This window comes from uncultured Olegusella sp., assembly GCF_947253395.1.
In the GTDB taxonomy this organism is placed as follows: Bacteria; Actinomycetota; Coriobacteriia; order Coriobacteriales; family Atopobiaceae; genus Olegusella.
Genome location: NZ_CAMXYY010000016.1, coordinates 1 through 23931, shown reverse-complemented (window position 1 = coordinate 23931; position 23931 = coordinate 1). Strand labels below are relative to the sequence as shown.

Annotated in this window: 24 protein-coding genes; 11 read left to right on the top strand and 13 right to left on the bottom strand. The window is 45.7% G+C overall.

Translation table 11 applies throughout. The features are described from left to right. Both Q0X25_RS02795 and hflX read left to right on the top strand, forming a co-directional pair. Positions 1 to 497: tRNA (adenosine(37)-N6)-dimethylallyltransferase (locus Q0X25_RS02795; protein ID WP_367270379.1), on the top strand; the 497-nt coding region annotated here is incomplete at its 5' end. Next, entirely contained in the window at positions 484 to 1800 is a 1317-nt protein-coding gene (gene hflX, locus Q0X25_RS02790) for a GTPase HflX (RefSeq protein WP_298578909.1), read from the top strand. The genes Q0X25_RS02795 and hflX, both read left to right, overlap by 14 nt. On the opposite strand, the gene Q0X25_RS02785 is transcribed toward hflX, so the two are convergent. Continuing rightward, positions 1795 to 2577: a heparan-alpha-glucosaminide N-acetyltransferase domain-containing protein gene (locus Q0X25_RS02785; protein ID WP_298578907.1), complete on the bottom strand. Its 783-nt coding sequence runs from the start codon at positions 2575 to 2577 to the stop codon at positions 1795 to 1797. The two genes, hflX and Q0X25_RS02785, sit on opposite strands and share 6 nt — an antisense overlap. Positions 2578 to 2579: 2 nt before the next feature. Continuing rightward, positions 2580 to 3224: a transcriptional repressor LexA gene (gene lexA, locus Q0X25_RS02780; RefSeq protein ID WP_298578905.1), complete on the bottom strand. Its 645-nt coding sequence runs from the start codon at positions 3222 to 3224 to the stop codon at positions 2580 to 2582. 191 nt (positions 3225 to 3415) lie between these two features. Between lexA and Q0X25_RS02775 the strand changes: the two genes are divergently transcribed. From Q0X25_RS02775 to Q0X25_RS02750, 6 genes are all read left to right on the top strand, one after another. Further along, complete coding sequence (locus Q0X25_RS02775) at positions 3416 to 3868, top strand: LysM peptidoglycan-binding domain-containing protein (RefSeq protein ID WP_298578903.1); 453 nt, start codon at positions 3416 to 3418, stop codon at positions 3866 to 3868. 134 nt (positions 3869 to 4002) lie between these two features. Next, the gene (gene nrdR / locus Q0X25_RS02770) at positions 4003 to 4452 is read left to right on the top strand and encodes a transcriptional regulator NrdR (RefSeq protein ID WP_298578902.1); all 450 of its coding nucleotides are present in this window, start codon (positions 4003 to 4005) and stop codon (positions 4450 to 4452) included. After that, entirely contained in the window at positions 4449 to 4898 is a 450-nt protein-coding gene (gene dut, locus Q0X25_RS02765) for a dUTP diphosphatase (RefSeq protein ID WP_298578901.1), read from the top strand. The genes nrdR and dut overlap by 4 nt, the downstream gene beginning before the upstream one ends. Positions 4899 to 4989: 91 nt before the next feature. Next, positions 4990 to 6303 carry an NCS2 family permease gene (locus Q0X25_RS02760; RefSeq protein ID WP_298578900.1) on the top strand — a complete coding sequence of 438 codons (1314 nt, stop codon included), beginning with the start codon at positions 4990 to 4992 and terminating at the stop codon, positions 6301 to 6303. Between the two features lie 55 nt (positions 6304 to 6358). Beyond that, on the top strand, positions 6359 to 7621 hold the full coding sequence (locus tag Q0X25_RS02755) for a solute carrier family 23 protein (RefSeq protein WP_298578899.1): 1263 nt from the start codon (positions 6359 to 6361) through the stop codon (positions 7619 to 7621). 256 nt (positions 7622 to 7877) lie between these two features. After that, complete coding sequence (locus tag Q0X25_RS02750) at positions 7878 to 8837, top strand: NAD(P)/FAD-dependent oxidoreductase (protein ID WP_298578898.1); 960 nt, start codon at positions 7878 to 7880, stop codon at positions 8835 to 8837. Between the two features lie 243 nt (positions 8838 to 9080). On the opposite strand, the gene Q0X25_RS02745 is transcribed toward Q0X25_RS02750, so the two are convergent. The 8 genes from Q0X25_RS02745 to Q0X25_RS02710 all read right to left on the bottom strand — a co-directional run bounded on the left by Q0X25_RS02745 (position 9081) and on the right by Q0X25_RS02710 (position 16786). After that, positions 9081 to 10703, bottom strand: coding sequence for a ClC family H(+)/Cl(-) exchange transporter (locus Q0X25_RS02745; RefSeq protein ID WP_298578897.1), 1623 nt, complete (start codon positions 10701 to 10703; stop codon positions 9081 to 9083). 1 nt (position 10704) lies between these two features. After that, positions 10705 to 11874, bottom strand: a complete 1170-nt coding sequence (locus Q0X25_RS02740) for an NlpC/P60 family protein (RefSeq protein WP_298578896.1) — start codon at positions 11872 to 11874, stop codon at positions 10705 to 10707. Between the two features lie 100 nt (positions 11875 to 11974). Next, entirely contained in the window at positions 11975 to 12508 is a 534-nt protein-coding gene (locus Q0X25_RS02735; protein ID WP_298578895.1) for an adenine phosphoribosyltransferase, read from the bottom strand. Positions 12509 to 12542: 34 nt separating this feature from the next. Next, complete coding sequence (locus tag Q0X25_RS02730; protein ID WP_298578893.1) at positions 12543 to 13295, bottom strand: MerR family transcriptional regulator; 753 nt, start codon at positions 13293 to 13295, stop codon at positions 12543 to 12545. Between the two features lie 2 nt (positions 13296 to 13297). Continuing rightward, positions 13298 to 13729, bottom strand: a complete 432-nt coding sequence (locus Q0X25_RS02725; protein WP_298578892.1) for an FHA domain-containing protein — start codon at positions 13727 to 13729, stop codon at positions 13298 to 13300. A 138-nt stretch (positions 13730 to 13867) separates the two neighbouring features. Next, entirely contained in the window at positions 13868 to 14725 is an 858-nt protein-coding gene (locus Q0X25_RS02720; RefSeq protein ID WP_298578891.1) for a hypothetical protein, read from the bottom strand. Then, the gene (locus Q0X25_RS02715) at positions 14718 to 15482 is read right to left on the bottom strand and encodes a CDP-alcohol phosphatidyltransferase family protein (protein ID WP_298578890.1); all 765 of its coding nucleotides are present in this window, start codon (positions 15480 to 15482) and stop codon (positions 14718 to 14720) included. The genes Q0X25_RS02720 and Q0X25_RS02715 overlap by 8 nt, the downstream gene beginning before the upstream one ends. Positions 15483 to 15556: 74 nt before the next feature. After that, positions 15557 to 16786: an alpha/beta hydrolase-fold protein gene (locus Q0X25_RS02710; RefSeq protein ID WP_298578889.1), complete on the bottom strand. Its 1230-nt coding sequence runs from the start codon at positions 16784 to 16786 to the stop codon at positions 15557 to 15559. A gap of 222 nt (positions 16787 to 17008) precedes the next feature. Here Q0X25_RS02710 and Q0X25_RS02705 point away from each other — a divergent pair, with 222 nt between their 5' ends. Genes Q0X25_RS02705 through Q0X25_RS02695 form a run of 3 tightly spaced genes read left to right on the top strand, consistent with a single transcriptional unit; the run spans position 17009 to position 21980 of the window. After that, positions 17009 to 18490: a DUF1846 domain-containing protein gene (locus Q0X25_RS02705; protein WP_298578888.1), complete on the top strand. Its 1482-nt coding sequence runs from the start codon at positions 17009 to 17011 to the stop codon at positions 18488 to 18490. 33 nt (positions 18491 to 18523) lie between these two features. After that, complete coding sequence (locus tag Q0X25_RS02700; protein ID WP_298578887.1) at positions 18524 to 20245, top strand: ABC transporter ATP-binding protein; 1722 nt, start codon at positions 18524 to 18526, stop codon at positions 20243 to 20245. Next, the gene (locus Q0X25_RS02695; protein WP_298578886.1) at positions 20238 to 21980 is read left to right on the top strand and encodes an ABC transporter ATP-binding protein; all 1743 of its coding nucleotides are present in this window, start codon (positions 20238 to 20240) and stop codon (positions 21978 to 21980) included. The genes Q0X25_RS02700 and Q0X25_RS02695 overlap by 8 nt, the downstream gene beginning before the upstream one ends. A gap of 29 nt (positions 21981 to 22009) precedes the next feature. On the opposite strand, the gene Q0X25_RS02690 is transcribed toward Q0X25_RS02695, so the two are convergent. From Q0X25_RS02690 to Q0X25_RS02680, 3 genes are all read right to left on the bottom strand, one after another. After that, positions 22010 to 22894: an HAD-IIB family hydrolase gene (locus tag Q0X25_RS02690; RefSeq protein ID WP_298578885.1), complete on the bottom strand. Its 885-nt coding sequence runs from the start codon at positions 22892 to 22894 to the stop codon at positions 22010 to 22012. Positions 22895 to 22913: 19 nt separating this feature from the next. After that, a complete protein-coding gene (locus Q0X25_RS02685) occupies positions 22914 to 23546 on the bottom strand; it encodes a pyroglutamyl-peptidase I (protein ID WP_298578884.1) in 633 nt (210 codons plus the stop codon). Between the two features lie 101 nt (positions 23547 to 23647). Next, a complete protein-coding gene (locus tag Q0X25_RS02680; protein ID WP_298578883.1) occupies positions 23648 to 23770 on the bottom strand; it encodes a hypothetical protein in 123 nt (40 codons plus the stop codon). Between the last annotated feature and the right edge of the window lie 161 nt (positions 23771 to 23931).

The following is a 23931-nucleotide window of genomic DNA, read 5'->3' as shown; positions in this document are numbered from 1 at the left end:
CTCGTAATGTAAAGCGTATAGTGAGAGCGCTTGAGATGTCTGATGAGGGCATATCATATGCCCAGCAGCATGCTGGCTTGCACACGCGCAAAACTCACTATGACTGTCTTATTTGGGGTATCAGGCGTGATCGCCCACATTTACATCAACGCATCGAACAGCGTGTTCATCAGATGTTTGACGCGGGCTTGGTGGATGAGGTGCTTCGCTTGCAACAACAAGGTTTGGAAGCGGCACTTACTTCCAAACAAGCAATTGGTTACCGACAAGTTCTAGACTATCTCAATGGTGCCTGTACGCTTGAGGAAGCGAAAGAGCAAGTTATCATTAAGACACGTCAATATGCCAAACGTCAAATTTCTTGGTTTGAACATGATGGACGTGTACAGTGGCTTGATTTTGAAACCCTATCCGAAGAAGAAGCAACAGAGCAAATCCTTAGTGCTTACAAAGCATATCCTTCTATAGAAACAGGTGACCTGAGTGCCAAGATTTAATCTGCGCTCAACTGAATTTGTGCCTGAACGCGCCATTATTGTGGGTGTAGATTTGGGCAAGAGTGATTGGCCCTTGGAAGAGTCCCTTGATGAGCTCGAACGACTGGCTCAAACTGATGGTGCAGAAGTTATTACCCGCGTTACACAAAAACTTGATGCGCCTATTTCACGCACGTTTATTGGCTCAGGAAAAGCTCTTGAACTCAAACGCCTCGTAGCAGCTCTTGATATTGATATTGTTATCTTTGACGACGAACTTTCGCCATCTCAACAGTCCAATCTTGAACGACTTATCGGAGAACCTACCAAAGTTATTGATCGCACAGCACTCATTTTGGATATTTTTGGACGCCATGCAAAAACTCGTGAAGGTAGACTACAGGTGCAGCTAGCTCAGCTGCAATATCTCTATCCAAGACTTCGTGGCATGTGGAGTCATCTTGTTGGTGACTCCACACGCGGCGGTATTGGTAGCCGCTTTGGCATGGGTGAGTCCCAGCTTGAAGTTGACCGTCGTTTGATTCGTGCACGTATTTCTACACTTCGTCGAGAACTTAAGAACCTTGATCAAAGACGCAGTATTCAGAGTAAAGCTCGCTGGAGTTCGGGTGTGTGGAGTGTCGCGCTCGTGGGTTATACCAATGCGGGCAAATCAACAATTTTAAATCGCCTGACTGGCTCTGAGGTGTACGCCAAAGATGAATTGTTTGCCACCCTAGATCCCACAACACGCTCTCTTTCCCTTGAGGAAGGTCGTAAAATTACTCTTACTGATACGGTCGGCTTTATTCAAAAGCTTCCGACCACTTTGGTCGAAGCGTTTAAGTCTACTCTCGCTGAGGTTGTATCTGCAGATCTTATTTTGCTTGTTGTAGATGCTGCGGACCCCAATGCAAAACGGCAAATTATAGCGGTGCGTCAGGTATTAGAGCAGATTAAGGCTGATCACATTCCTACTGTTTTGGTTTACAACAAATGTGATCTGCTTGCTGACGATGCAATACATACCATTGAAATGACCGAAGCTGGTTCTGTGGCCATCTCTGCTCAACAGGGCTTGGGACTGCGAGGCTTGTTATATCGTATCGCGCAAGAAGCAGCTGCTGGGGAGCGTACGTTGACAGCCTGTGTGCCTTATGACAGGGGCGCTTTGCTTGCTCGCATACACGAACGTTGTCAGATGATGAGCGAGAGGTACGAACAGAGTGGTGTGTTAGTTACGGTAAAGGCCGACAAGCAGATGGCAGCAGCACTTCAGCCTTATCAAATCGAGGATAAAGATACTGATAAAGACCTGTTATAAGGCATAGCAGAGCAACAAAATGATAGGCTGATGAAGGATATAAATCTGTAGAGGATGGCGACCTATCCATTCAAGCAGATCGCAGCGGTATCGAAAAAGCCATTCGGGATACTCCAATTGTTTCCATTGCCAACCAAGATGTGCCCCCGCCATATAAAGAAGACCATAGGGAAGTAGGGGATAATAATCTCCCGATACAAAATGAGGTCCAGGAAATCCTAACCAAGAAAGCCATTCACTTTGATATAAACCTGTGGGCAGCATGAGTTTTACTTGACCAATGCTCACAAAACCAGCTGCAAGTGGGAGGCAAAGTAAGAAAAGCATAACGCAGGCAACAAGCTGTATAGTATGCCAACGTTTTGCAAGGATGGTCTGTTCGATTAACCAGGCAATAAAAGTGGACGCAGCTATACAAAATATGATGCCAAAATTAATGGGGGCATCTACTGCAGCCAAGGTGGTTGCCAGCCATATCACAAACGCTAAAAGGCCATAACGGAGCGCTCTATAAAGATTATTTCTTGAGAGGCTGCAGCTCAGGCCAGCTATTATGAGAAAAACCCAAGATATTGAAGCGCGCCATATATCAATAAAAGGTGCTTGAAAGAAAAAAAGAAACTTTCCTTGTAAGAACTGCAAGTCATAACACATATGAAAGAGAACCATCGAAATGATGGTGAAGCCTCGAATGACATCTAAGGTATAAAGACGCCCCAAGCGCAAAGACTCGGGACCATCTTGATGAGTATCTTGCGTTGCGTGGTAACTTGGCATAGTTACATCTGACGAATAAGGCCGGTGACCTTACCCAAAATAGTGGGATTGCGAATATAAATGGGTTGCATCAAATCATTTTCAGGCTGAAGACGAATGTGCTCTTTTTCGCGATAGAACGTCTTTACTGTGGCAGAGTCATCAATAAGAGCCACAACAATCTCACCATCATGGGCATCATGCTGCTCTTTGACAATAATATAATCGCCGTCGAAAATGCCGGCATTAATCATTGAGCTGCCATGCACGCGAAGCACAAAAGAACTTGCATCTCCCACAATACTTGTGGGCAAAGAAAGCGTATCTTCAACATTTTGCTCAGCCAAGATAGGAATACCTGCTGCCACACGACCCACCAGCGGCAATGTAATGATATCGGCAGACAAATCCTGAGAAACATCGGCTAATTTTGCTGAGGAAGTCTCTTCGCTTTCGACAACCTCAATGGTGCGAGGCTTGTTGGAATTCCTTGTTATATAGCCATGTTGCTCAAGAATCTTGAGATGCGTATGGACGGTCGAAGGAGAAGCAAGACCAACTGCAGTGCCAATTTCACGTACCGAAGGAGGATAGGAGTGCTCCTTGGTATAACTGCAGATAAATTCATAAATCGCACGCTGCCTTTTGCTCAATTGCTTATTGCTCATGCCGCCTCCTTTGATGCTAAAAGCAGTATAAAGCATTGCGCAAAAAAATAAAACAGATGTTCTTTTTCTCTTGACATAATCTCTTGCTTCTTCATAATAAAGTACAGTTGTTCTACGCACATATGTTCGTATCTCATTTTGGTGTCCACTTACCATGAGAACATGTGTGTAAGCAACGGGAGGAGAAAAAGATGAACTACCGCAGCAACCCAAACTATAGCTATGAAACGGCAGGGTCTTCTGCGCTGATACCTCAATACCGTCATACCACGCTTACGCTTATCCGGGGCGGCAAAGATGCTACAGCAAACTTTCAGGCACAAAGTGATGATTTATGTCAAAATGCGGCTCTTAAACGCTCGTATAGGTTTACTATTTTTGCTGCAATAGTCGTTGTTGGTGTCATGTTTGCTGCGAGTTTATGTATCAGCGATCAGTTGGTTGCAGATCGTATTGCCGCAGCTCAGCTCAACCTTCGCTATGCCACAACTACGGTTCAGCCAGGGGATTCACTCTGGTCTATTGCTGAATCTCATCAGATTAAAGGCATGAGTACTTCTGAGACACTTCGTTTAATTGAGCAGCTCAATAATATAGATGCTCAATCATTATCAGTGGGAATGAACTTATCTGTTCCTGCTTAGTTTGTCTTGCTTGTATGCACTTCTGTTACCAAACCCTAGGTATAGTGTTTCAATTTGTGTTTTTGCCTTTATTTTGTTTGTACATCGTGTAAAGTTTGTGACTGGTTTTAATGGCACAATCACAAAGGAGCTCGATGCGCTGCCCAAAATGTGGCTGTGAGGAGTCCAAAGTAGTTGACTCCCGTCCATCCGAAAGCGCTGATGCTATTAGAAGGCGTCGTGAATGTGTAGGTTGTGGCTATCGCTTTACAACCTATGAGCGTCGTGAAGAAGTACCGCTTCTTGTTGTCAAAAAAGATGGCACCAAAGAGACTTTCGACCGCCAAAAGCTTATGCGTGGATTACTTGCTGCTACCGTCAAACGAAATATCAGTATCGAAACTCTCGATAAACTCATTGGTGATATTGAAGCAGACTTGCGAGATCAGGGACAAACCGAAGTTTTGTCTCGAGATCTTGGCAGACTGGTTTTGGTTAAGCTTCGCGATATTGACAAAGTGGCCTACGTTCGATTTGCTTCCGTTTATCGCGACTTTAAAGATGTAGATGAATTTTACGAAGAGCTAAGGAGTCTTGCACAGTGACCTCTGAGCATATCTCATTGCCGATTAAACGCCTTGATCCGTCCGTTGAGCTTCCTACCTATGCTTATCAAGGCGACGCAGGTCTTGATTTGCGTGCAAGTGAATCACTTACTCTAGCTCCTCTTGAGCGCCAACTTATTTCTACTGGCCTTGCCATTGCCATTCCTGAAGGCTATGCAGGTTTTGTCCAGCCTCGCAGTGGTCGTTCTTTGCGCGAAGGTCTTTCTATGGCAAACACTCCTGGTTTAGTTGATAGTCACTATCGTGGTGAACTTAAAGTTGTCGCTATCAATCTGGATCCCGATAAGTCCCTCGTAATTGAGCGTGGGGAACGCATTGCACAACTTGTCATTCAAAAAGTTCCTATTGTTGAGCTTGTCGAAGTAGACGAGCTTGATGAGACGGATCGTGGTGCTGCTGGTTTTGGATCAAGTGGCACCAATTAATACTTGATTTTGAGGTACGGCTGGTGTGCCTTGAAATACTGCTGTCTTTTAGGTCTGACAGCATGTTTTCCAAAAAGGGAAGGGGAAAGTAATGGAGAAGTTCTTTAAGTTTGCAGAGAGGGGGTCGTCAACTGGTCAGGAAATTCGTGCTGGCCTGACGACATTCCTTGCGATGGCCTATATCATCGCAGTCAATCCCTCGCTACTTGCAGCTGCTGGTGTACCTGTAACTGCAGCCGTCACTGCAACTTGTCTTGGTGCAGGCCTCATGACCATCTTGATGGGCGTTTTTGCTAATAGGCCCTTGGCTTGTGCTTCTGGTATGGGCATCAATGCAGTTGTTGCCTTTTCGCTCACCGCAATTGCTGGCAATGACTGGCATGCTGCAATGGCGGTCGTCTTCATTGAGGGCGTTGCTATTCTGGTACTCGTTCTTTGCGGCTTACGTGAAGCAATCATGGATGCAATTCCTGTATCTTTGCGTCATGCCATCTCCGTTGGTCTTGGCCTCTTTATTGCAATGATTGGTCTTAAGGACGGCGGCATTATTGTTGCCAATGAGGCAACTATGGTTGCCCTCGGTAAAGTGACTGAACCTGTCTTTATCGTTGGCATGATTTCCATTGCTGCTTCTATTATTTTGTATGTGAAGAAGGTGCCTGGTTCTCTGCTGTGGGGCATTCTTATCGCGGTACTTGCTGGCATACCCCTAGGTGTTACTCAGACGCCTACAGGTATTGTTTCTGGCCTCGATTTTTCTTCCTTTGGCGCTCCCTTCTTAGCTGATGCCAACGGAGTGACTGGTATTGTCAAGGTGATGACCACCCCCGTTTTGCTTGTCTTTGCTTTCTCTCTGATGATGTCTGATTTCTTTGACACCATGGGTACAGCTATGGCTGTTGCAAAACAAGGTGAGTTCCTCAATGAGGATGGCTCCGTTGAAAACATTCGTGAGATCTTGATTGTTGACTCTGCTGCAGCTGCTATGGGCGGTCTGCTTGGTGCTTCTTCTATTACTACCTTTGTCGAGTCTGCATCTGGTGCAGCTGATGGCGGTCGCACTGGTTTGACCTCTGTTACAACGGGCGTACTTTTTATTCTTGCTGCTTTCTTCTCTCCCGTTATTGCTATCATCAACTCTGCTGCCACCTGTGGCGCTCTTGTTGTTGTTGGCTTTTTGATGATGACTGATGTAGCCGACATTGACTGGCGAGATGTTCTCCAGGGCTTCCCTGCATTTATGATTGTTGCGGGCATTCCTTTTACCTATTCCATCTCCAACGGCATCGGTATGGGCTTTATTGCCTATGTACTCGTTGCTGCGGTAACTGGTCAAATCAAGAAGATCAAGCCACTGATGTGGGTGGCAACTATTGCCTTTATCATTTATTTCTTACTTGTTTAACAAGTGCAGGTTAAGAGCCCGGATATCCGGGCTCTTTTTTAAATAAGGAGGTCGTATGGCATCAAAACAACGTGAAGTTATCGCCGTCGATGATCATGTAGCTCCTGCTCGTGCCATTCCTCTGGGTATTCAGCATATGATGAGTATGTTTGGCGCTACTGTGCTCGTACCTACACTTACGGGATTGTCGCCTTCGGTTGCAATTATGTGTTCGGGCATTGGTACCATGTGCCACCTTCTCGTAACCCGCAATAAGATTCCTAGCTATCTCGGCAGCTCATTTGCCTTTATTAGTCCTATCATTGCCGTAGCAGCCACTACAGGCTCTCTCAATGCTGTTATGAGTGGTGTTGTGGTCTCTGGTTTGGTGTTCCTACTGACCGCCCTACTTATCAAGATTATTGGTACTACTTGGCTTGATAGAGTGCTGCCACCGGTACTTGTAGCTTCGGTCATGATTGTTATCGGTGTTGGCCTATCTGCTACTGCAGCAAAAATGGCTCTGTATTCCTCAACGGATTCTTTTGTGGCCCTCGGTGCCATTGCTGCAGCGGTAACACTGGTAGCAGCGGTTCTTTTTTCGAGTATGGGTGGATTATTTGGTACCATGCCAGTTCTTCTGGCCATTATCGTGGGATATATTTTTTCTTGTTTCATTCACCTTGTAGATTTTAAGCCGGTACTCGATGCAGCATGGCTGGGACTTCCTACCTTTACTCATCCGAGCTTCGATTGGGGCGCTATTGTACTTATTGCCCCTGTTGCTGTGGTAGTTGTCATTGAGCATATCGGTCACCTCTTGGCTGTGGGCGAGATTGTTGGTCGCGATTATCGCGAAATGTTGCCACAATCCCTTGCAGGCGATGGTATTGCTACTGTTATCTCGGGATTTCTTGGTGGCCCTCCCACTACAACCTATGCTGAAAACATCGGTGTTATGAGTGTCACCCGCGTATATGCCACACAAGTTTTTTGGTATGCAGCTGCTTTTGCGCTGGTTGTTGGTGGTTTTTGCCCCAAGCTCGCAGCACTCATTAGCTCTATTCCAACCCCTGTAATGGGTGGGGTAAGCTTGCTACTCTTTGGCCTTATTGCGAGTAACGGTCTACATATGCTCGTTACCAATAAGGTAGATTTTGATGACAATCGCAATCTTATGATTGCCTCTGTTGTCATTATCTTAGGTGTAGGCATGGAGACGAGTGGTATTACCATTCCTATGGGCAACTACACCCTTCCTGGTATGGCAACTTCGGCACTTATAGGTATCCTGCTCAATTTGATTTTGCCTCATAGCTCTTCTTCTCAAAAAGAATAAAAGCTACGGCTGAAGAATAACTTTTTTTATAAGAGGTGTTGACGCAGGTCAGCGCCTCTTTTTTTAACGATAGCCTTCTTGAAAGGCGGCGCCGTAAGAACATATCAAATTTGACCTGTCTAAATGTGAACAACCTGTCTTAGCTGCTGTTTTTGTAATCAACTTATATCAGCTTCTGTTTGTATCTATTTTTATTGGGTATCCTTCTTGCAGTGATAATTCAGCCTTCAAATTGAGGGTAGGAGAAGGGTTTGATATGGCAAACGAGACAAAGACGACACGTATAAAGGATATGGTAATTGTAGGCGCAGGTCCTGCAGGTTTGACCGCTGCCATTTATGCGCAACGTGCCATGCTTGACACCATGCTGCTTGAGCAAGAGACAGTCGGTGGTCAGGTTATTTCTACAAATGAAATCGATAATTATCCTGGTGTCCCTCATACTGACGGCTTTACTTTGACTGATGCTATGCAACAGCAAGCGGAAGATTTGGGTGCCAAGATTGAGATGTCAATTGTTGAAGGCATTGAGCATACAGGGGAGGGGCGTTTCCTTGTACATACACCCGAGGCTGATTATGACAGCGCTACAGTAATTGTCGCTGGCGGTGCAACCCCTCGACATGCAGGTTTTGAGGGCGAGGAAAAATACGCGGGCCATGGCGTTTCATATTGCGCCACTTGCGATGGAATGTTTTATCGGGGTAAAAAAGTCTTCGTCATTGGGGGAGGTAATTCTGCCTGCGAAGAGGCTTTGTTTTTGACAAGGTTTGCCGATGAGGTAGTACTTGTTGTTCGCAAGGATCATCTGCGTGCACAGGCATCTGTAGCGAAGCTTGTTGATGAGAATCCGAAAATTACAGTTAGGTACCTAACTAGTATTGTCCGAGTTGATGGGGGACAGCTGCTTAGCGCGGTCACCTTCAGGGATAATGTGACTGGTGAGGAAACTACCGAAAGCTACCCAGAAGGTAGCTTTGGCATCTTTGTCTTTGTTGGTCGTGTGCCAGCAAGCGAGCTCATTGCTGATTTGGTTGAGCTTGATTCCAGAGGCTATGTTGTGACAAATGATCGCCTTGAAACCAAAACACCTGGCCTATATGCAGCAGGAGACCTACGTCAAAAACCCTTGCGTCAGATAATTACTGCGGCAGCAGATGGTGCGATTGCGGTGAACTCTGCGTCTGCATATCTCGGTCAGCCAGTCGAAGGCTAAGCGATGATACAACAGACTAATCACCAATAGATAGTTTCAATAGGATCCCTTAGTATTTCTTTTCCAATGAAAAGTGAGCTAAGGGGTCTTCTATAGAGTTTTAACTGCGTAAGTAGAGATATAAAACTGATAATATATATTATGTAAAGTATTATTTATAAAGAAAATCTATCTTAATGACTTGCTTTCCCCTGTTACATACGAGCTGACTTGGCAGATGGCTACGTGACACGTCGTATGAAACTAGCTTTTATCTGTTGACGATAGAGCGCTTGTGCTGCGCGGCTTAATAGATCCGCGACAGACATTGTGAGCCCATTTTTGGGACTCAAATTCATCTTCAACACTCATTATCAAAAGAAGTTCATCCATTGCATAAAGCTGCACATCTCCGCGCGGAATGATATCTAAACCTGCGCGAGTAATAGCAACAATACGTACAGTTTTGGGCCAAACAATGTCACGAATACGTTTGCCGTCAAGTATGCTGCCAGCGCCAATATAATAAGTGTGCAGTACTTTCTCCCCTGCTAGTCCCGTCTTGTCAGGATCTCGTGGTGTCGAACCTAACAGATTTGCGAGAAGATGTTCATAAAAGGCATCAACATGTAGCGAACGAGCAATTGCAAAAGAAATAATCGAGACAATAGAAACGGAAAGCAAAGCATCAAGGCTGCCAGTTAACTCAAAAGCAAGGACAACCCCTGTAACGGGAGCCTGTACAACCGAGGCAAACATCCCCGCCACGGCCATTACCACAAAGTTCACCACATAACTATTAGGTACGCCAAAAAACTGAGTAACTACCACTCCATACAGTTCTCCCACAAGCATCGAGAGCACTACCAGCGGAAAGAGCGTGCCACCGGGAGCTCCTGAAGCAAAGCTCATGGTGGTAAAGATATATTTCCCTACCAGTAGAAGGACAATAGTACCCAAAGGCAACAGAGCGCTTGTTTGGAAAATCTCAACAATGGCGTCACCACCGCACATCAAATCTGGTGCCAAAAAAGCCGCAAAGGCTGCCATGGCAAAAGGTATAGCGAGGCGGGTATACGGTAGGTGTGTCATGATCTTGCCATAGAACTTTTCTTGGCAGGCAAACATTCCAAGGTTATGAAGTGCGCCAAATACACCGCATACGAGACCCAAAAATACGACAAAGACATAGTTGCTATGTGGCAGATTGCCAATAAAAATCAGTTGTAAAACAGGCTTTACACCCAAAATCTGCGAGACCAAAAAATCTGAGGCAACCGAACTTGCCATAACTGACAAAATGAGTGTGGGCGTAAATTCCTTATGGATCTCTTCAAGGGCAAAGAGAACACCTGTAAGAGGAGCGTTAAAAGCAGCAGACATACCTGCAGCAGCCCCGCAGGTCACAAGAAGTCGTTCTTCTTGCCTGCCACGATGTAGACCACGAGAGACCGCCTTGCCGGTCATCGAACCCAACTGCACGCTGGGGCCTTCGCGACCAAGAGAAAGACCTGCTAATGCACAAAGAGTACCTTCTATAAACTTCGCACTAAGCACGCGGTGCCAAGGCATATTGATACGCCCCATCACCTCTGCGTCGGTCTGAGGAATGCCAGAGCCTTGGGTATAAGGTTCCCAAAGCATCAGCCTACAGACAACAAAACAAATAAGGATGAGTATAAAAATCCATCCAACAATCCCCATAAAATTAGCTGTCATAGCAGCTAGATAGGCTCTGAGCACCTTTTCGGCAAGACTCAAAGAAAGACGGTAGAGGGTCACAATAATACCGCAAAAGACACCTACCAAAAGACCCTCCCCGACCAGCGTAAGCTGATGCTCTGAGGAGAGTCTCATTATGAGCGGAGAATGTTGATTTTCAGACATCCTAGTAGGGTCCGCCTCCAATGAAAGACCACATAGAACGCTGAGTTACGGTACGGCCAGGGCTCGGTGCATCAATAAAGATATTATTGCCAACATAAATTCCCACGTGACCTGAGTGGGTAAAGGCAAGATCACCAGGATTAAGCTCAGAAAGCGAGGTATGCCAATCGCCAGAAGCTTTAAGTGAATCAATCATGTCATAGGTAGTGCGACCACGGGCATAACCATAGCAGTAGCACACCAGACCAGAACAATCAAAGCTATCAGGGCCAGCAGCACCGCTGACATAGGGCAGACCAATTGCAGAATAAGCAGAACTCAAGCCACCACCACTGTAGGCATGTCCACCACTACCCTTCTTGGAAGGTGTCTTGGTGCCAGACTCTCTAGGCTTATTGTTCTTGGTCTTGTTCTTTGTTTCGGACTTGCCCGCAGATTTATTCTGAGCCTGAGAAATATTTTGCTGCTGCTCGTATTCCCTGATAGCACCAACTGCTGTTGAGGTACCACTTTGCTTTTTGACCGTACCGCCCTTGGAAATTGTTTCTGCAGCTTGTTTTTCTTCCTCATCAGCTTCGGCTTCAAGCTGTGCTTTGACCTCGGCGCTTAGGGAATCATAGTATTCCTGAGCTGCAGCGACCTTGGAAGAATATTCATCAGCACGCTGCTGAGTCTTCTTAATTTTGGCTTCTTGATCGTTTTCTTTGGACTCAAGATCAGACTTTTCTTTGTTGAGTTGATCCTCAAGATCCCGCACAGCAGAGATGTTTGCAGCATCTTGGTCTGCAATACGATCTGCAATATAGATGTTGGAGATGAGGTCTTCTGCGCTTTCAGAGCCCAGTAGCAGCGAAAGAAGACTGAACCCACCTGTTTTGTAATTTGAGCGCATACGATTGCCCAAAACCTTGCGTGCAGACTTGAGATCCTCTTTTGTCGAGTCAATCTGTGTCTGCTTTTTTGCGATATCAGTTTGGGTCCGCTGAAGCGTAGCTGCCTGAGAGTCAAGATCACTTTGAATTGAAGCAAGCTCTCCACCCAAACTCTCAAGTTTGGCCTGGGCAGTATTCAAATCAGCAGCACTGGGCGCAGCAAACGCAAAAGGGCTCATGGTGGCCAACGCAAAGGCGACCGTAAGGCCAGCTACAACTGCCTTGTGCTTGATGTCCATGCTCAAATCCTTAATATCCATAGCTCCGCTACGACAAAAGTCGCAACACGAATCTAGCTAATTATAGCGTTATGCAAGAAGCCCCATAAAATTTTCTAAGCTACTTGACCTGAATCAGGGTAAATACCTCGTCACTATATTGAGCGGCAATGGTCTCACGAGGATTTAGATATGCAAGCTCTAGAATAAAGGAGAATCCCACAACCTTGGCTCCTGACTGCTCAACAAGCTTGGCTGTGGCCACAGCAGTACCGCCAGTTGCTACTAAATCATCAACAATAAGAACTTTATCGCCTTCAGTAATTGCATCTTTGTGAACTTGAAGCTCATCGGTGCCATACTCCAACGCATATTGTTGAGAGTAGACTGCACGCGGAAGCTTGCCAGGCTTGCGAGCGGGAACAAAGCCCGCCTTGAGACGATATGCTACGGGTGCACCGACCAAAAAACCACGAGCCTCAGCGCCAACGACCTTGGTGATGCCTTTGCCAATGAAGTGATCCACGATACGATCAATGGAAATCGCCAAACCGCGGGAATCAGCCATCAAAGGTGTGATGTCCTTGAAGATTACGCCAGGCTCGGGATAATCAGGGATATCAATGACAAGGCTTTCAAGATCGAATTCAGACATAATGGTTCCTTTCATCTGTGCTACAGATATCCATTTAACCTTTTCTTTTTGTAGCTGAGACTGACATTTCTTTATAGGCATTGTTGATGTGGTGACGCAAAAGTTCATCGCGCACCATATCGGTAAGCTGAATCATCTCGTTGAGAGCCTCGGCAAATTGCTTACGGGTGGCATCACTTAAGGGCGCATCGATACTGCCCCGGTGTGCATAAGGCACTAAAGCCTGTTCCAACATTCCGCTTTCACGACGAGCTGCCTGCACATAAATGCGCAGATGCTTGGCTTCCATACCATAGTGACGCAGACGGTCACAAGCACGAATCAATGAAAGGTCATGTCCATCTACCAAATCGCGACCATGCGGAGAGCGGGATAGCTTGATAACACCCGCTTCAGCAAGCTGCTGCGCAAAACCAGCGCTTACACCACAAAGCTCAGGCAAACGCTCGATAGGATGAAGTTTTTCAATATCTTCGGGACTATCCTGATATAAGGGAAGAGCGTTCATGTCGCTTTGCGGGGTTTCGGCAGAGTTGTCTACTCTCCCCTGTTCAAACTGCTCTTTGATAATGGAAAGAGGCATAAAACGTGACTTTTGTAAATACAATATCTTTTCAAGGCGACGTACATCATGTTGAGAATACAGGCGATAACCGCCAGGCGTACGTGCTGGGTTAAGCAGACCTTCACCCTCAAGATAACGAACCTTCGAAACAGATAGGTCGGGATATTGCGACTGAAGCCGCTTTACCACTTTACCGATTGTCAGATAACCGGCATCAGCCATACTTAAGCTCCGGTTTCAATCCTAGATTGGCGGCCTCCATTGGAATGGAAAATCATACGGAAGGTACCAATTTGAATAGTTGAACCATCTTTAAGCATTGCTTTATTGACAATAGCACCGTCTACCCACGTGCCATTAAGCGAGCCTAGATCCTCAATTGTGGCAAAACCTGACGCCATGCCACGCAAATCAATACGGGCGTGATGGCGAGAAACGGTCATGTCATTAAGGAAGACAGAATTTGAAGGGTCACGACCAAGAGTGGTTGTGTCATCAGTCAAAATAAACTGAGCTCCAGTCTGAGGACCCTTAACAATAGCCAGTATGGGTCTGCCAGCATTGGCATCAGAAAGCAAATCAGGAGCAGTCGAATCAGGCGATGGCATGCGGAATATTTCTGTGGCGCCCATTTCATTCGGTCGCGGATCCTGCATGAGTTACTCCTTCAATAGGTGCCAATACTGGCAAGTCATAAAAAACCACTATCTATAGTAGCGCTACTTTCACTCATAAAGAAATATTTATCTAAACTGTCTGCTTACTGGAGCAAAAAAAGCTCTCGCTGTCATACCTTAGCCCTGCGCACGAGCTCCTATAAAATCTGTATCCTGGCGAAGCAGATTAAACATCTGTAATTCTTGAGCTGACTTTTCGATACGCTCAGTTGAGTGCAGCCAAGAAACCCAGGGTGCCATCTGCTCTGCTTCTGCAAAAAGTACCGTTCTCCCTACTGGATTGACACGTGTAAATGATAAAAAACTACGCCAGAGTACACGAACATAGTGAGGCGGCACCATGACGAGATATGTCTTATCAAACGGTTTGGGTAAAGACGTGATCAGACAGCGTATTTTGTCCAATTCAAGACTGCGTACCTGTCCTGTAGATGGAACTTCTCCCACAAGGTAGTCAGACAACACCAAGCTTGCCCCAGGTCCCGCCAGTAAAAGTGGGACGAGCTCAAAAGATGCATCCTCAAGCTGTATTTCTTTGAAAGGTGTACTGCCATTCTGCTGGGCTGTAGCAATAAAATGCAGCCATGCATCAAGCAGACTTGCGCGTGAAGATACATCGCAAAGTAAGTATTCGCTATCTCCTGTACGCAAAAGCAAAGGAATGCTTATGAGCGAAGCATCTCCTGCAAGTACAGGCTCACATAAAGCCTCCCCTACTGCAAGCTTCCTACCTGCGCAAACCATTTCAATAAAAGCCTGTGCTACAGGACCTGCAATAAGAGTCACACTCATGCCAGACAAATCTATAAGACCAATATCCGTGCGTAGGGCAGCGCTCTCATCAACTCCCGCATAAGCTATAGGCAGCTCACTTTCAAGCTCTTCAAAAAACTCAAACTGAGCCCCAAGCAGTTCGTGTTCAGTACGCAAAAAACTTGCAAGTTCTGCTACAGAAGCAATGATTGATCTACTCATTTTTCTTCAATGCCTTACGAGCGCGTGCATTTGACTCTGCCGACTCTACGTCCCGCCCTGCAAGACTTTCTCTTTTAAAGAAAAGAGCTTCTTTGGTATAAATAATCGCGGTGATAGTAGAGCAAATAACACCTGCATATACGAGCCAGATACTTAATACCGCCGGTTGAGTACCTAGCCCCGGAAGATAAGCGCTATCCAACAGGCCTATGCCTGGCACATGTGGTATACCGATGAGCAGGCCACAAAAGCCAAGCATAAAAAGTGCTGTAGTGACCTTACCAATAAAAACGACATCAATCGGACGATGGCGATAACGCTGCAGCCAAATAGCGCCTAGCGCCAAATAAGCATCACGACCTATAACAAAAAGTGTAATCCACCAAGGTAGCTCACCAGTAATCATAAGTCCCAATACACCGGTAAAAAGCAAGACGCGATCCATAATGGGATCCATGATTTTACCCAGCCAACTTACCGTGTGGGTGCGCCGGGCAACTTGTCCATCCAAGAAGTCTGTGCCTGCAGCTATGGCATAGCAAAGTAGCGCCAATAAGCGATTATTGCCACGTACAAAAAGAAAAAGAAATGCTAGTGTCAGCAGTAGGCGACAAAAAGTAATGACATTTGCAAGGGTAAAAATCTGACTGCTTGGGTTGTCAGGAGTACCCACCTCTGCTATCAAAGCACCAGCTCTCTGTGCATGAGCAGTATCTGGGTCAATGCGAATTTTAATTTTTTCAGTCCGCTTTTGCAAAACGGAATACTCACTCGGTTTCAACGACTATTTACCTTCCAACCTTGCAGTGTGCAACGAACTAATACTAGCACCTAAGCTTTTTTAGCCGTCTTTTTCTTTACAGTCGTGCTTTTCTGTAAGCGAGAAACTAATGCATCAGCTTGACTAAGATTGGATTTTGCCAAATCTGCAGCCTCTTGTGCTGCAGAAACGCGCGCTTCTGCAGCAAGACGAGCGGTGGTAGCTAGCTTAAGACTATTACGTGCCTCGCCTGCAAACCATTCGGCTTCATGTTGAAATTTCACCGCAGCATCTGCTTCTGCTTGGAGTGCACTTGCTTTTTGATCAAGTGAGGCAAGTAAAGCCGCAGTCTCATTACGCTTGTCCCAAGCATCTTTAGCTGTTTCGGCAGCCGCATCTGCTAGTTCGGTTTTCTCTTTTATCTCGGCTATGATGCTCTTAAGACGGTGTTCGGCGAACTTCTCTTCTTCAAATCGCTGTTGAGCATTAGCCTTCATGTCGTCCAATTTGGCGTTTGCAGCATCCGCCAAGGCCTTGAGGCTCATCTGACGACGCTTGGCAAGACCCGCGCGTTCAAGTACTGCGGGCACAAGCTCGCAAGCCATTTTTTTCCACCAGTACCAGTTGTGGCTAACGTCAAAACCCCAGTATTCAAAACTTGCGTGAATGCCGAGCTCAGCCATACGCTCATCCATATGACGCATCGTCTCAGCACCCGTCTCATCAGGAGACTGACCACAGACAAAGGCAAGAGGTATCTCATTGAGTTGTTTGAGCTGAGCTGCTGTTAAGTTCTGCATGAGATCAATAGGTGAGCACGACAACCAATCTAAAGTAGTGACACCATCGGAATAAAAACGTGCATCAAAAGCACCAGACAGTGCAAGTAGTCCGCCATACAGGCTAGGATCTTTCAAAAGAGTGGCGGCAGCATTAGTCGCGCCTGCTCCACAACCTACTAAAAGCGGTTTCCTCCGTGAGCGACTCGTTTTTTTGACATACGGGAGGAGTTCAGTTTGAACATACTCTAAAAATGCCTTTTGACGATCCGAACGATACGTCAAATCAGCACTTCGAGCATACCAACTCGAGCCATCTACCGAATCGGTACAGAAGAGTTGAATCTTTTTTGTCTCAATAAACTCTGTCAGGGCATCAACCATCCCTCCCGTTTCCCAACTGCCCGCTGAAAAATCAAAAGAGGGAAAGACGATGAGGGGAGTACCACCACTACCATAGACAATGACATCAAGATCTTCGTTAAGGCAGCTACTCTCAATAGTTGTTTCGAAGCTCTCCATGAAAATCCCTTCATCCTGATTGACGGCTCTTCTTATTCTAGCGCCTGTGAACTACTCTCCCCCATCACATGACAATCCAATCCCAGAATTAGAATTATCTGAGTACTTTGCTCGAATTAAGAAAAATTCTTCACTTGTGCTTTGATTGTGCCATCATTGTAAAGGCGCCGTCCCTGCGTGCGCCACAGTAAATGTAGGCGCAAGTGCAAAGAAGGCAGTTACATGCAAATCGGTTTCGACAATGAAAAATATGTACGCATCCAAGCAGAGCGCATTCGTGATCGTGTTTCCAATTTTGGAGGCAAACTCTATCTTGAGTTTGGCGGTAAACTCTTTGACGACTACCATGCAACTCGAGTGCTTCCTGGTTTTGAGGCAGATGCCAAGCTGCGCGTGTTGACGCAGCTGGCTGAAGATGCAGAGATTTTATTGGTTACTAATGCTAATGACATCGAAGGTGGCAAGCGACGTAGCGACATTGGCATTACCTATGATGATGACGTATTGCGCCTGATGGATGCCTATCATGAGCGTGGTTTTTTAGCAAAAAGCATTGTTATCACTCACTACACCGGTCAGTCTCATGCTGACGCCTTCCAAAAGAAACTTGAATCAATGGGCGTTACGGTCTATCACCACTATCTCATTGATGGGTATCCTTCGGATATGTCTTATGTAGTCAGTGATGAGGGGTTTGGCAAAAATGACTTTGTCAAGACCAGTAGGCCTATCGTTGCGGTAACTGCTCCTGGTCCTGGCTCTGGTAAGCTTGCAACCTGTCTTTCCCAGCTTTACCACGAGCACCTTCATGGTGTAAATGCAGGATATGCAAAATTTGAGACCTTCCCTGTATGGAACCTTCCTCTGGCTCACCCGGTCAATATTGCCTATGAGGCTGCAACAGCAGATCTCAATGACCGCAATGTGATCGATCCTTTTCACTTGGATAACTATGGTCAAATAACCGTCAACTACAATCGAGATGTAGAAACTTTCCCCGTACTCAAAGCAATGCTTGATCAAATTTTGGGCGAGAGCCCCTATCGTTCACCAACCGATATGGGCGTCAATATGGTTGGCTTTTGCATCAATGATGACGAAGTGTGCTGCGCTGCAGCAAAACATGAAATTGTACGTCGTTATTTTAATACTGCTGAACAAGTGCGTCGTACGGGTATGGGTCGTGATGCCTTAGCAAACCTCGAACTTCTCATGAGCAAAGCGGACATCACGGTCGACTATGATCCTGCCCACCGTGCTTGTCTTGACCGTGAAGAGAATTCAGGGCTACCTGCAGGTGCAATGACTCTTCCCAACAAACAAGTGATGACGGGCAAACGCGGTGATCTGCTTGATCCTGCTGCCTCCTTGTTGCTTAACTCGCTTAAAAACCTTGCGGGTGTACCCGATGAGACCTATGTTGTCAGTGATGAAGCCTTAGCTCCTATCCGCACACTCAAAAAGGACTATCTGCATAGCAGCAATACCTTGCTTTCAGCAGGTGAGATGTTAATTGCGCTGTCTTCGAGCTCGCCTTCTAATCCTCTCGCCGCGCGAACCATTGCTGCTGCAGATGATCTCAAAGGTCTCACGGCCTATTTCTCAGTGATTATCAGCGCTGCAGATGAAGCAACCTATCGTCAACTGGGCATTAATGTCTGCTGCGAACCAAAATTTGAGCACCACGTGTATTACCACAATTAAACTTATGATGAGAGGCGAGAGAAGGTTAAGCACATGAAAAGTCTTTTACGTTATTTAAAGCCCTACGTAAAAGAATGTCTCCTCGCTCCTCTCTTTAAGCTTTTAGAAGCCGCTTTTGAGCTCACCGTTCCGCTGATCATGGCGCAAATGATTGATATCGGCCTGGCTCATAATGACAAAAATTATCTCCTTATGCACGGTGTGTTGCTTCTCGGTATGGGTGTTTTTGGTCTCGCATCGGCAAGTACCGCGCAATACTATTGCGCCAAACTCGCTGCAGGTTTTGGTTCTCGATTGCGAGATGATCTCTTTTGTCATATCACGAGTCTTTCTCGCCAAGATATCGATGGGCTTGGTCGATCAACTCTTGTAACACGTCTTACCAATGATTCCCAACAGGTTCAAGATGGCGTAAATACTTTTTTTCGTCTGGTTTTGCGTTCGCCCTTTGTTGTCTTTGGAGCGCTAATTCTCGTTTTTACTATCAATCACATAGAAGGTCTAATTTATACCCTTACTATTACCATTTTACTTGCCCTTGTCTTTGGCTTGATGCACATAGCTGCACGTTTGTACAAAATTGTCCAAAATCATTTAGATAGTGTTTTGCTTCTTACCTCAGAAAATCTCGAGGGTGTGCGGGTAATTCGTGCTTTTAGACGCGAGCAGCACGAAATTAGCGAAATGAATACGGTGGCAGGAGAACTGCGCGCAGAACAAGCACACGTAGGCGATATCTCTGGCCTTCTTACTCCCCTCACCTATGCAGCAACTAATATTGGCTTGGTAGTTGTACTTGCTGTTGGTGGGCAGCAGGTGCATCTGGGAAATCTTACTCAGGGTCAACTGATGGCCTTTATCAATTACAGTACGCAGATTCTCATTGAGGGCGTAAAGCTTGCAAACTGCATCATCCAAGTATCTAAATCTCTTGCTTGTGCTAAGCGCATTGAACAAATCTTTGAAGTAAAGCCCTCAATGAAAGAAGGTTCGCTCAATGCCTGTCGCGAACAAGCTTCCTTGAGCTTACATGATGTGACCTTTGTCTACCCTCATGCTACAGGTCCTGCACTCTCACATATCAGTTTTGATGTACAACCTGGTGAAACAGTAGGCATTATTGGAGGTACAGGTTCAGGCAAGACAAGTCTCGCAGCACTGTTAATGCGTTTTTATGATGTGACCGAGGGTTCCATTAAGCTTGGTGGACATGACATCCGAAGTTATTCTTTAGCAAGTCTTCGTAAGATTATTTCCATCGTTGAACAGGGAGCACAGCTCTTTGCGGGAAGTATCGCTTCTAATCTTCGTTGGGGCAACCCTGACGCACAGGAAGAAGAACTCTATGCTGCCCTTCATACTGCCCAGGCGGATAATATCATTGAAGCTAAAGGTGGGCTTGAGGCAGAAATTGAACAATTAGGTCAAAATCTTTCTGGTGGTCAACGTCAGCGTCTTGCAATTGCACGTGCCCTAGTACGTAAGCCCAAAGTATTGATCCTCGATGATTCCTCATCAGCTTTAGACTTTGCCACGGACTCAGCTCTTCGCAAAGCGTTAAGGAAAGATTTGGCAGATACCAGCTGCCTTATTATTTCGCAACGAGTTACCTCCATTAGGACAAGCGATAAAATCATCGTACTCGATCATGGCCATATTGCAGGCATTGGTACCCATGATGACTTGCTTGAAACATGTTCGATATATCAAGAAATATATGCTTCCCAAGTCAAGGGAGGTATTGTCCATGCATAAGGATTCCACTCTCAAAAAAATCATTATTTTGATGCGTCCTTATATCGCACAAGTTATAGGTATCCTTGCGCTTGCTGTTGTTGTGGTTATCAGTACACTGCTTGTACCGGTATTTTCGGGTAATGCAGTAGATGCTGCAGTAGGTCCTGCCAAAGTGAACTTTGCAGCTCTTACTTCTGCCCTACAATTGATGCTTTTGGCAGTTATCGCCACCACAACAGCACAATGGCTGCTTACACGTCTTACCAACCGCATAGTTTATGGCATGCTTTATGACCTGCGTACCCTCGCTTTTGCGAAGCTACAGCGGATGCCGCTGTCCTATATTGACTCGCATAGTCACGGAGATCTTGCTTCTCGTGTCGTTAACGATGTGGATCAATTTTCTAATGGCCTTATCATGGCTTTTCAGCAATTCTTCACAGGCATGCTAACTATTGTGCTGACGCTTGTCTTTATGTTTTACCTTAACTGGCATATTGCTTTGCTTGTAGTATGCATTACTCCTCTGTCCATTTTGTTAGCACGAATTCTTTCACGCAAAGCTTTTAATCATTTTAGTAATCAGTCACAACGGCGTGGAAAGATGACAGCTATTGCCTCAGAAATGATTCAAGGCATCTCGAGCGTCCAAGCGTTTAGTATGCAGGAAAGTGCGTGCAAGCAATTCAGTGAGTCTAACGAACTGCTACGTCAATCTAATTTTAAGGCGGTACTTTACTCAGCGCTTTCAAACCCTGGGACACGATTTATTAATAATTTGATTTATGCAGGCGTAGGTGTTTTTGGTGCCTTTATTGTCTTGTCGGGTGGTATGACTGTTGGTAGCCTCACAGCATTTTTAGGATATGCAAATCAATATACCAAGCCATTCAATGATATCTCTGGGGTTATCACCGAGCTTCAAAATTCGTTTGCCTGTGCTGCACGACTCTTTGAGCTCCTGGAAGAACAAGAAATTCCTGCCGACGCTCCGAACGCTCTTGTATTGAGCGATACCAGTGGAGCCATCAGTATAAAAAAGATAGATTTTTCTTATACGCTAGATTATCCACTCATCTCGGACTTATCTCTCGATATAGAGCCGGGCGAGCGTGTTGCTATTGTCGGTCCTACCGGCTGCGGGAAAACTACCCTCATCAATCTACTCATGCGTTTTTACGACATTCACTCAGGGAAAATTCTCTTCGATGGCATTGATATACGTAGTCTCACGCGCGACAGTTTGCGTTCGCAGATTGGTATGGTGCTGCAGGATACGTGGGTAGAACATGCAAGCGTCAAAGACAATATTGCTATGGCACGGCCTGAAGCAAGCCTTGACGAAGTAAAGGCTGCAGCAAAACAGGCTCATGCCCATGGATTTATAGAAAAACTACCTCAGGGCTATGACACTATTCTTGGAACCGAATCTGTAACACTATCAGCGGGTCAAAAACAGTTGCTCTGTATAGCACGAGTTTTTCTTGCTCAACCACACATCCTCATTTTGGATGAAGCCACATCAAATATCGATACCCGTACTGAACTATACATACAGCATGCGTTTGATCGATTAATGGTAGGAAAGACGAGTCTTGTCGTGGCCCATCGCCTCTCAACCATCCAAGAGGCTGATAAAATTGTCGTCATGCGAGACGGTAGCATCATTGAAATGGGTAAGCATAAGGAACTTCTTGCACAAAATGGTTTCTATGCACAACTTTTTTATGCTCAGTTTGATCAAACAGAGTAATGTATAGACAGCGCAGATGGGCACATGTCTTAGTCGACGTGATTTCCCTGAGCATCAATGCGCTGACGATTGCGGTTTTGCTCGCACATAAAGGCAGGCATTCTGCCTGTTTGAGCTGCATGTGCGATATCCCAGAGAGCCGATGCAACTGCTCCATCAGCACTGGCTCCAATATGCCAACGAGCGGCTGCGTGCGCACGCTCATTACCATTTGCAACGCATACAGAATTAGGTACAAAGCGGAGCATTTCTAGGTCATTATCAGCATCACCAAAAACGCAGACCTCATCCAACGATAAATTCATAGTCTTGCGCAAAATATCTACGCCTACTTGTTTGCTCACATTGCGCGGAATAATATCCCACCAGTAATCGACGGTGGATACAAAATCAAATTCAGGACAAGTAGCTTCAAGATCTGCTTGTAGAGCAAGAAATTTATCTTTTTCTGCAAAAAAGATAATGCCTGCTTTCATAAAAGCATCATTTGGGACAGCATCAACACGTGTCGCTGCTTCAAGCTGCGCAAAGTAATACATATCCCCAAGCTCTTCTTGAGGCATACCCACCCAGAAAGGTGTTTTACCATCTCTATACAGGGCAAGCGCAGCTCCGTTGTGCTGAACAACAATCTCTTTTACTTTAGTTAAGGCCTTGTTGGATAGGCTCACTTCATAAACGAGCTGTCCGCTAAGATAAATACGCATGCCATTGATGGTCACACCCGTGTTATAGCAGCTCGCATCATTTTGAAAGAACTGGGCAAGTTCGGCGCGCGAACGTCCGGAGCAAGGACCAACGTCAATGCCAAGTTCCTGGCAGGCACGAATGGCTTGAATAGACCTCTCAGGAATGTAAGGTTCGCCCAAGGGAAGCATCGTATTATCCATATCGTATAGCGCCAGTTTTATCATGAAACTGCCTTCCAAAAAATTATTGCAAAGGGCTATCTTGATAAAGTATGACAGCTTTGAGAGCCTCTACGAGACCGAGAACCACTTTTGCGGTAGACATTGATGGAATCTCTGTATTGCCTTCATATGATGCTGTTTGTTCAGGCGTAGCTGGCAGATGTATAAACCCACTTAAAATATTGGGATAGTGAATCATACAAAAATATCTGGTGCTATAAAGCACTGAATTACACACATACGTTCCTGCCGTATAGGAAAGTTCGGCAGGAATTCCTACATGCTGCATCGCTTCTACCATCTGACGCGTAGGTAAATTAGAAAAAAGTGCATCGGGACCCTGGGGCACAATGCACTGGTCTTTAGGTTGATTCCCAGAATTGTCAGGAATGCGAGCATCGATGAGATTAACGCCGATACGTTCTACGGTAAGCATACGGCGCCCCGTAGCCTGTCCTAAAGAAACGACCGCATCAGGTAACAATTCTTGAATTGTTTGCCTTATGAGAGCAGGTGCTTTTTGGAACTCCGTAGGAATGAACAATTTCTGGAGTAGCACTCCTTCAATCTCATCAGGGAGCTGATCCAACGCCAGCTGTGAAGCATTGAGTTTGTCTCCACCAAAGGCATCAAAGGCTGTCAGCAGAAGCTTCAATAACGTCTCCTTATACCGAAATGGCTTATGCCTTGTATATTAATCATTGGGCTCCCAATCCCCCTGCGTAAAAGCAAGCAGGTGGAGGTCAGCATACGTCCCTAGCGAGCATCTTTCACGCGAATACTTACAGCCACACGTTCCCAAGAATCACCGTCAAGATTAACTTCGGCAACATACGTCTCAAAAATTTCGCCGTGGCCAAAATACAGAAGTTGAGCCAATTTACGGTTTTTTGGGAATTGGATAAATTTGACAGCGGACAGACAAATAATTCCCCTATTAGTATATATCCGGCAAAGTGGTAGATATCAAATTACTAATGATTATTAGGGGTTTCTTTTTTATCATATTTAATAATTTATAATGCTAATTGGGTATATAC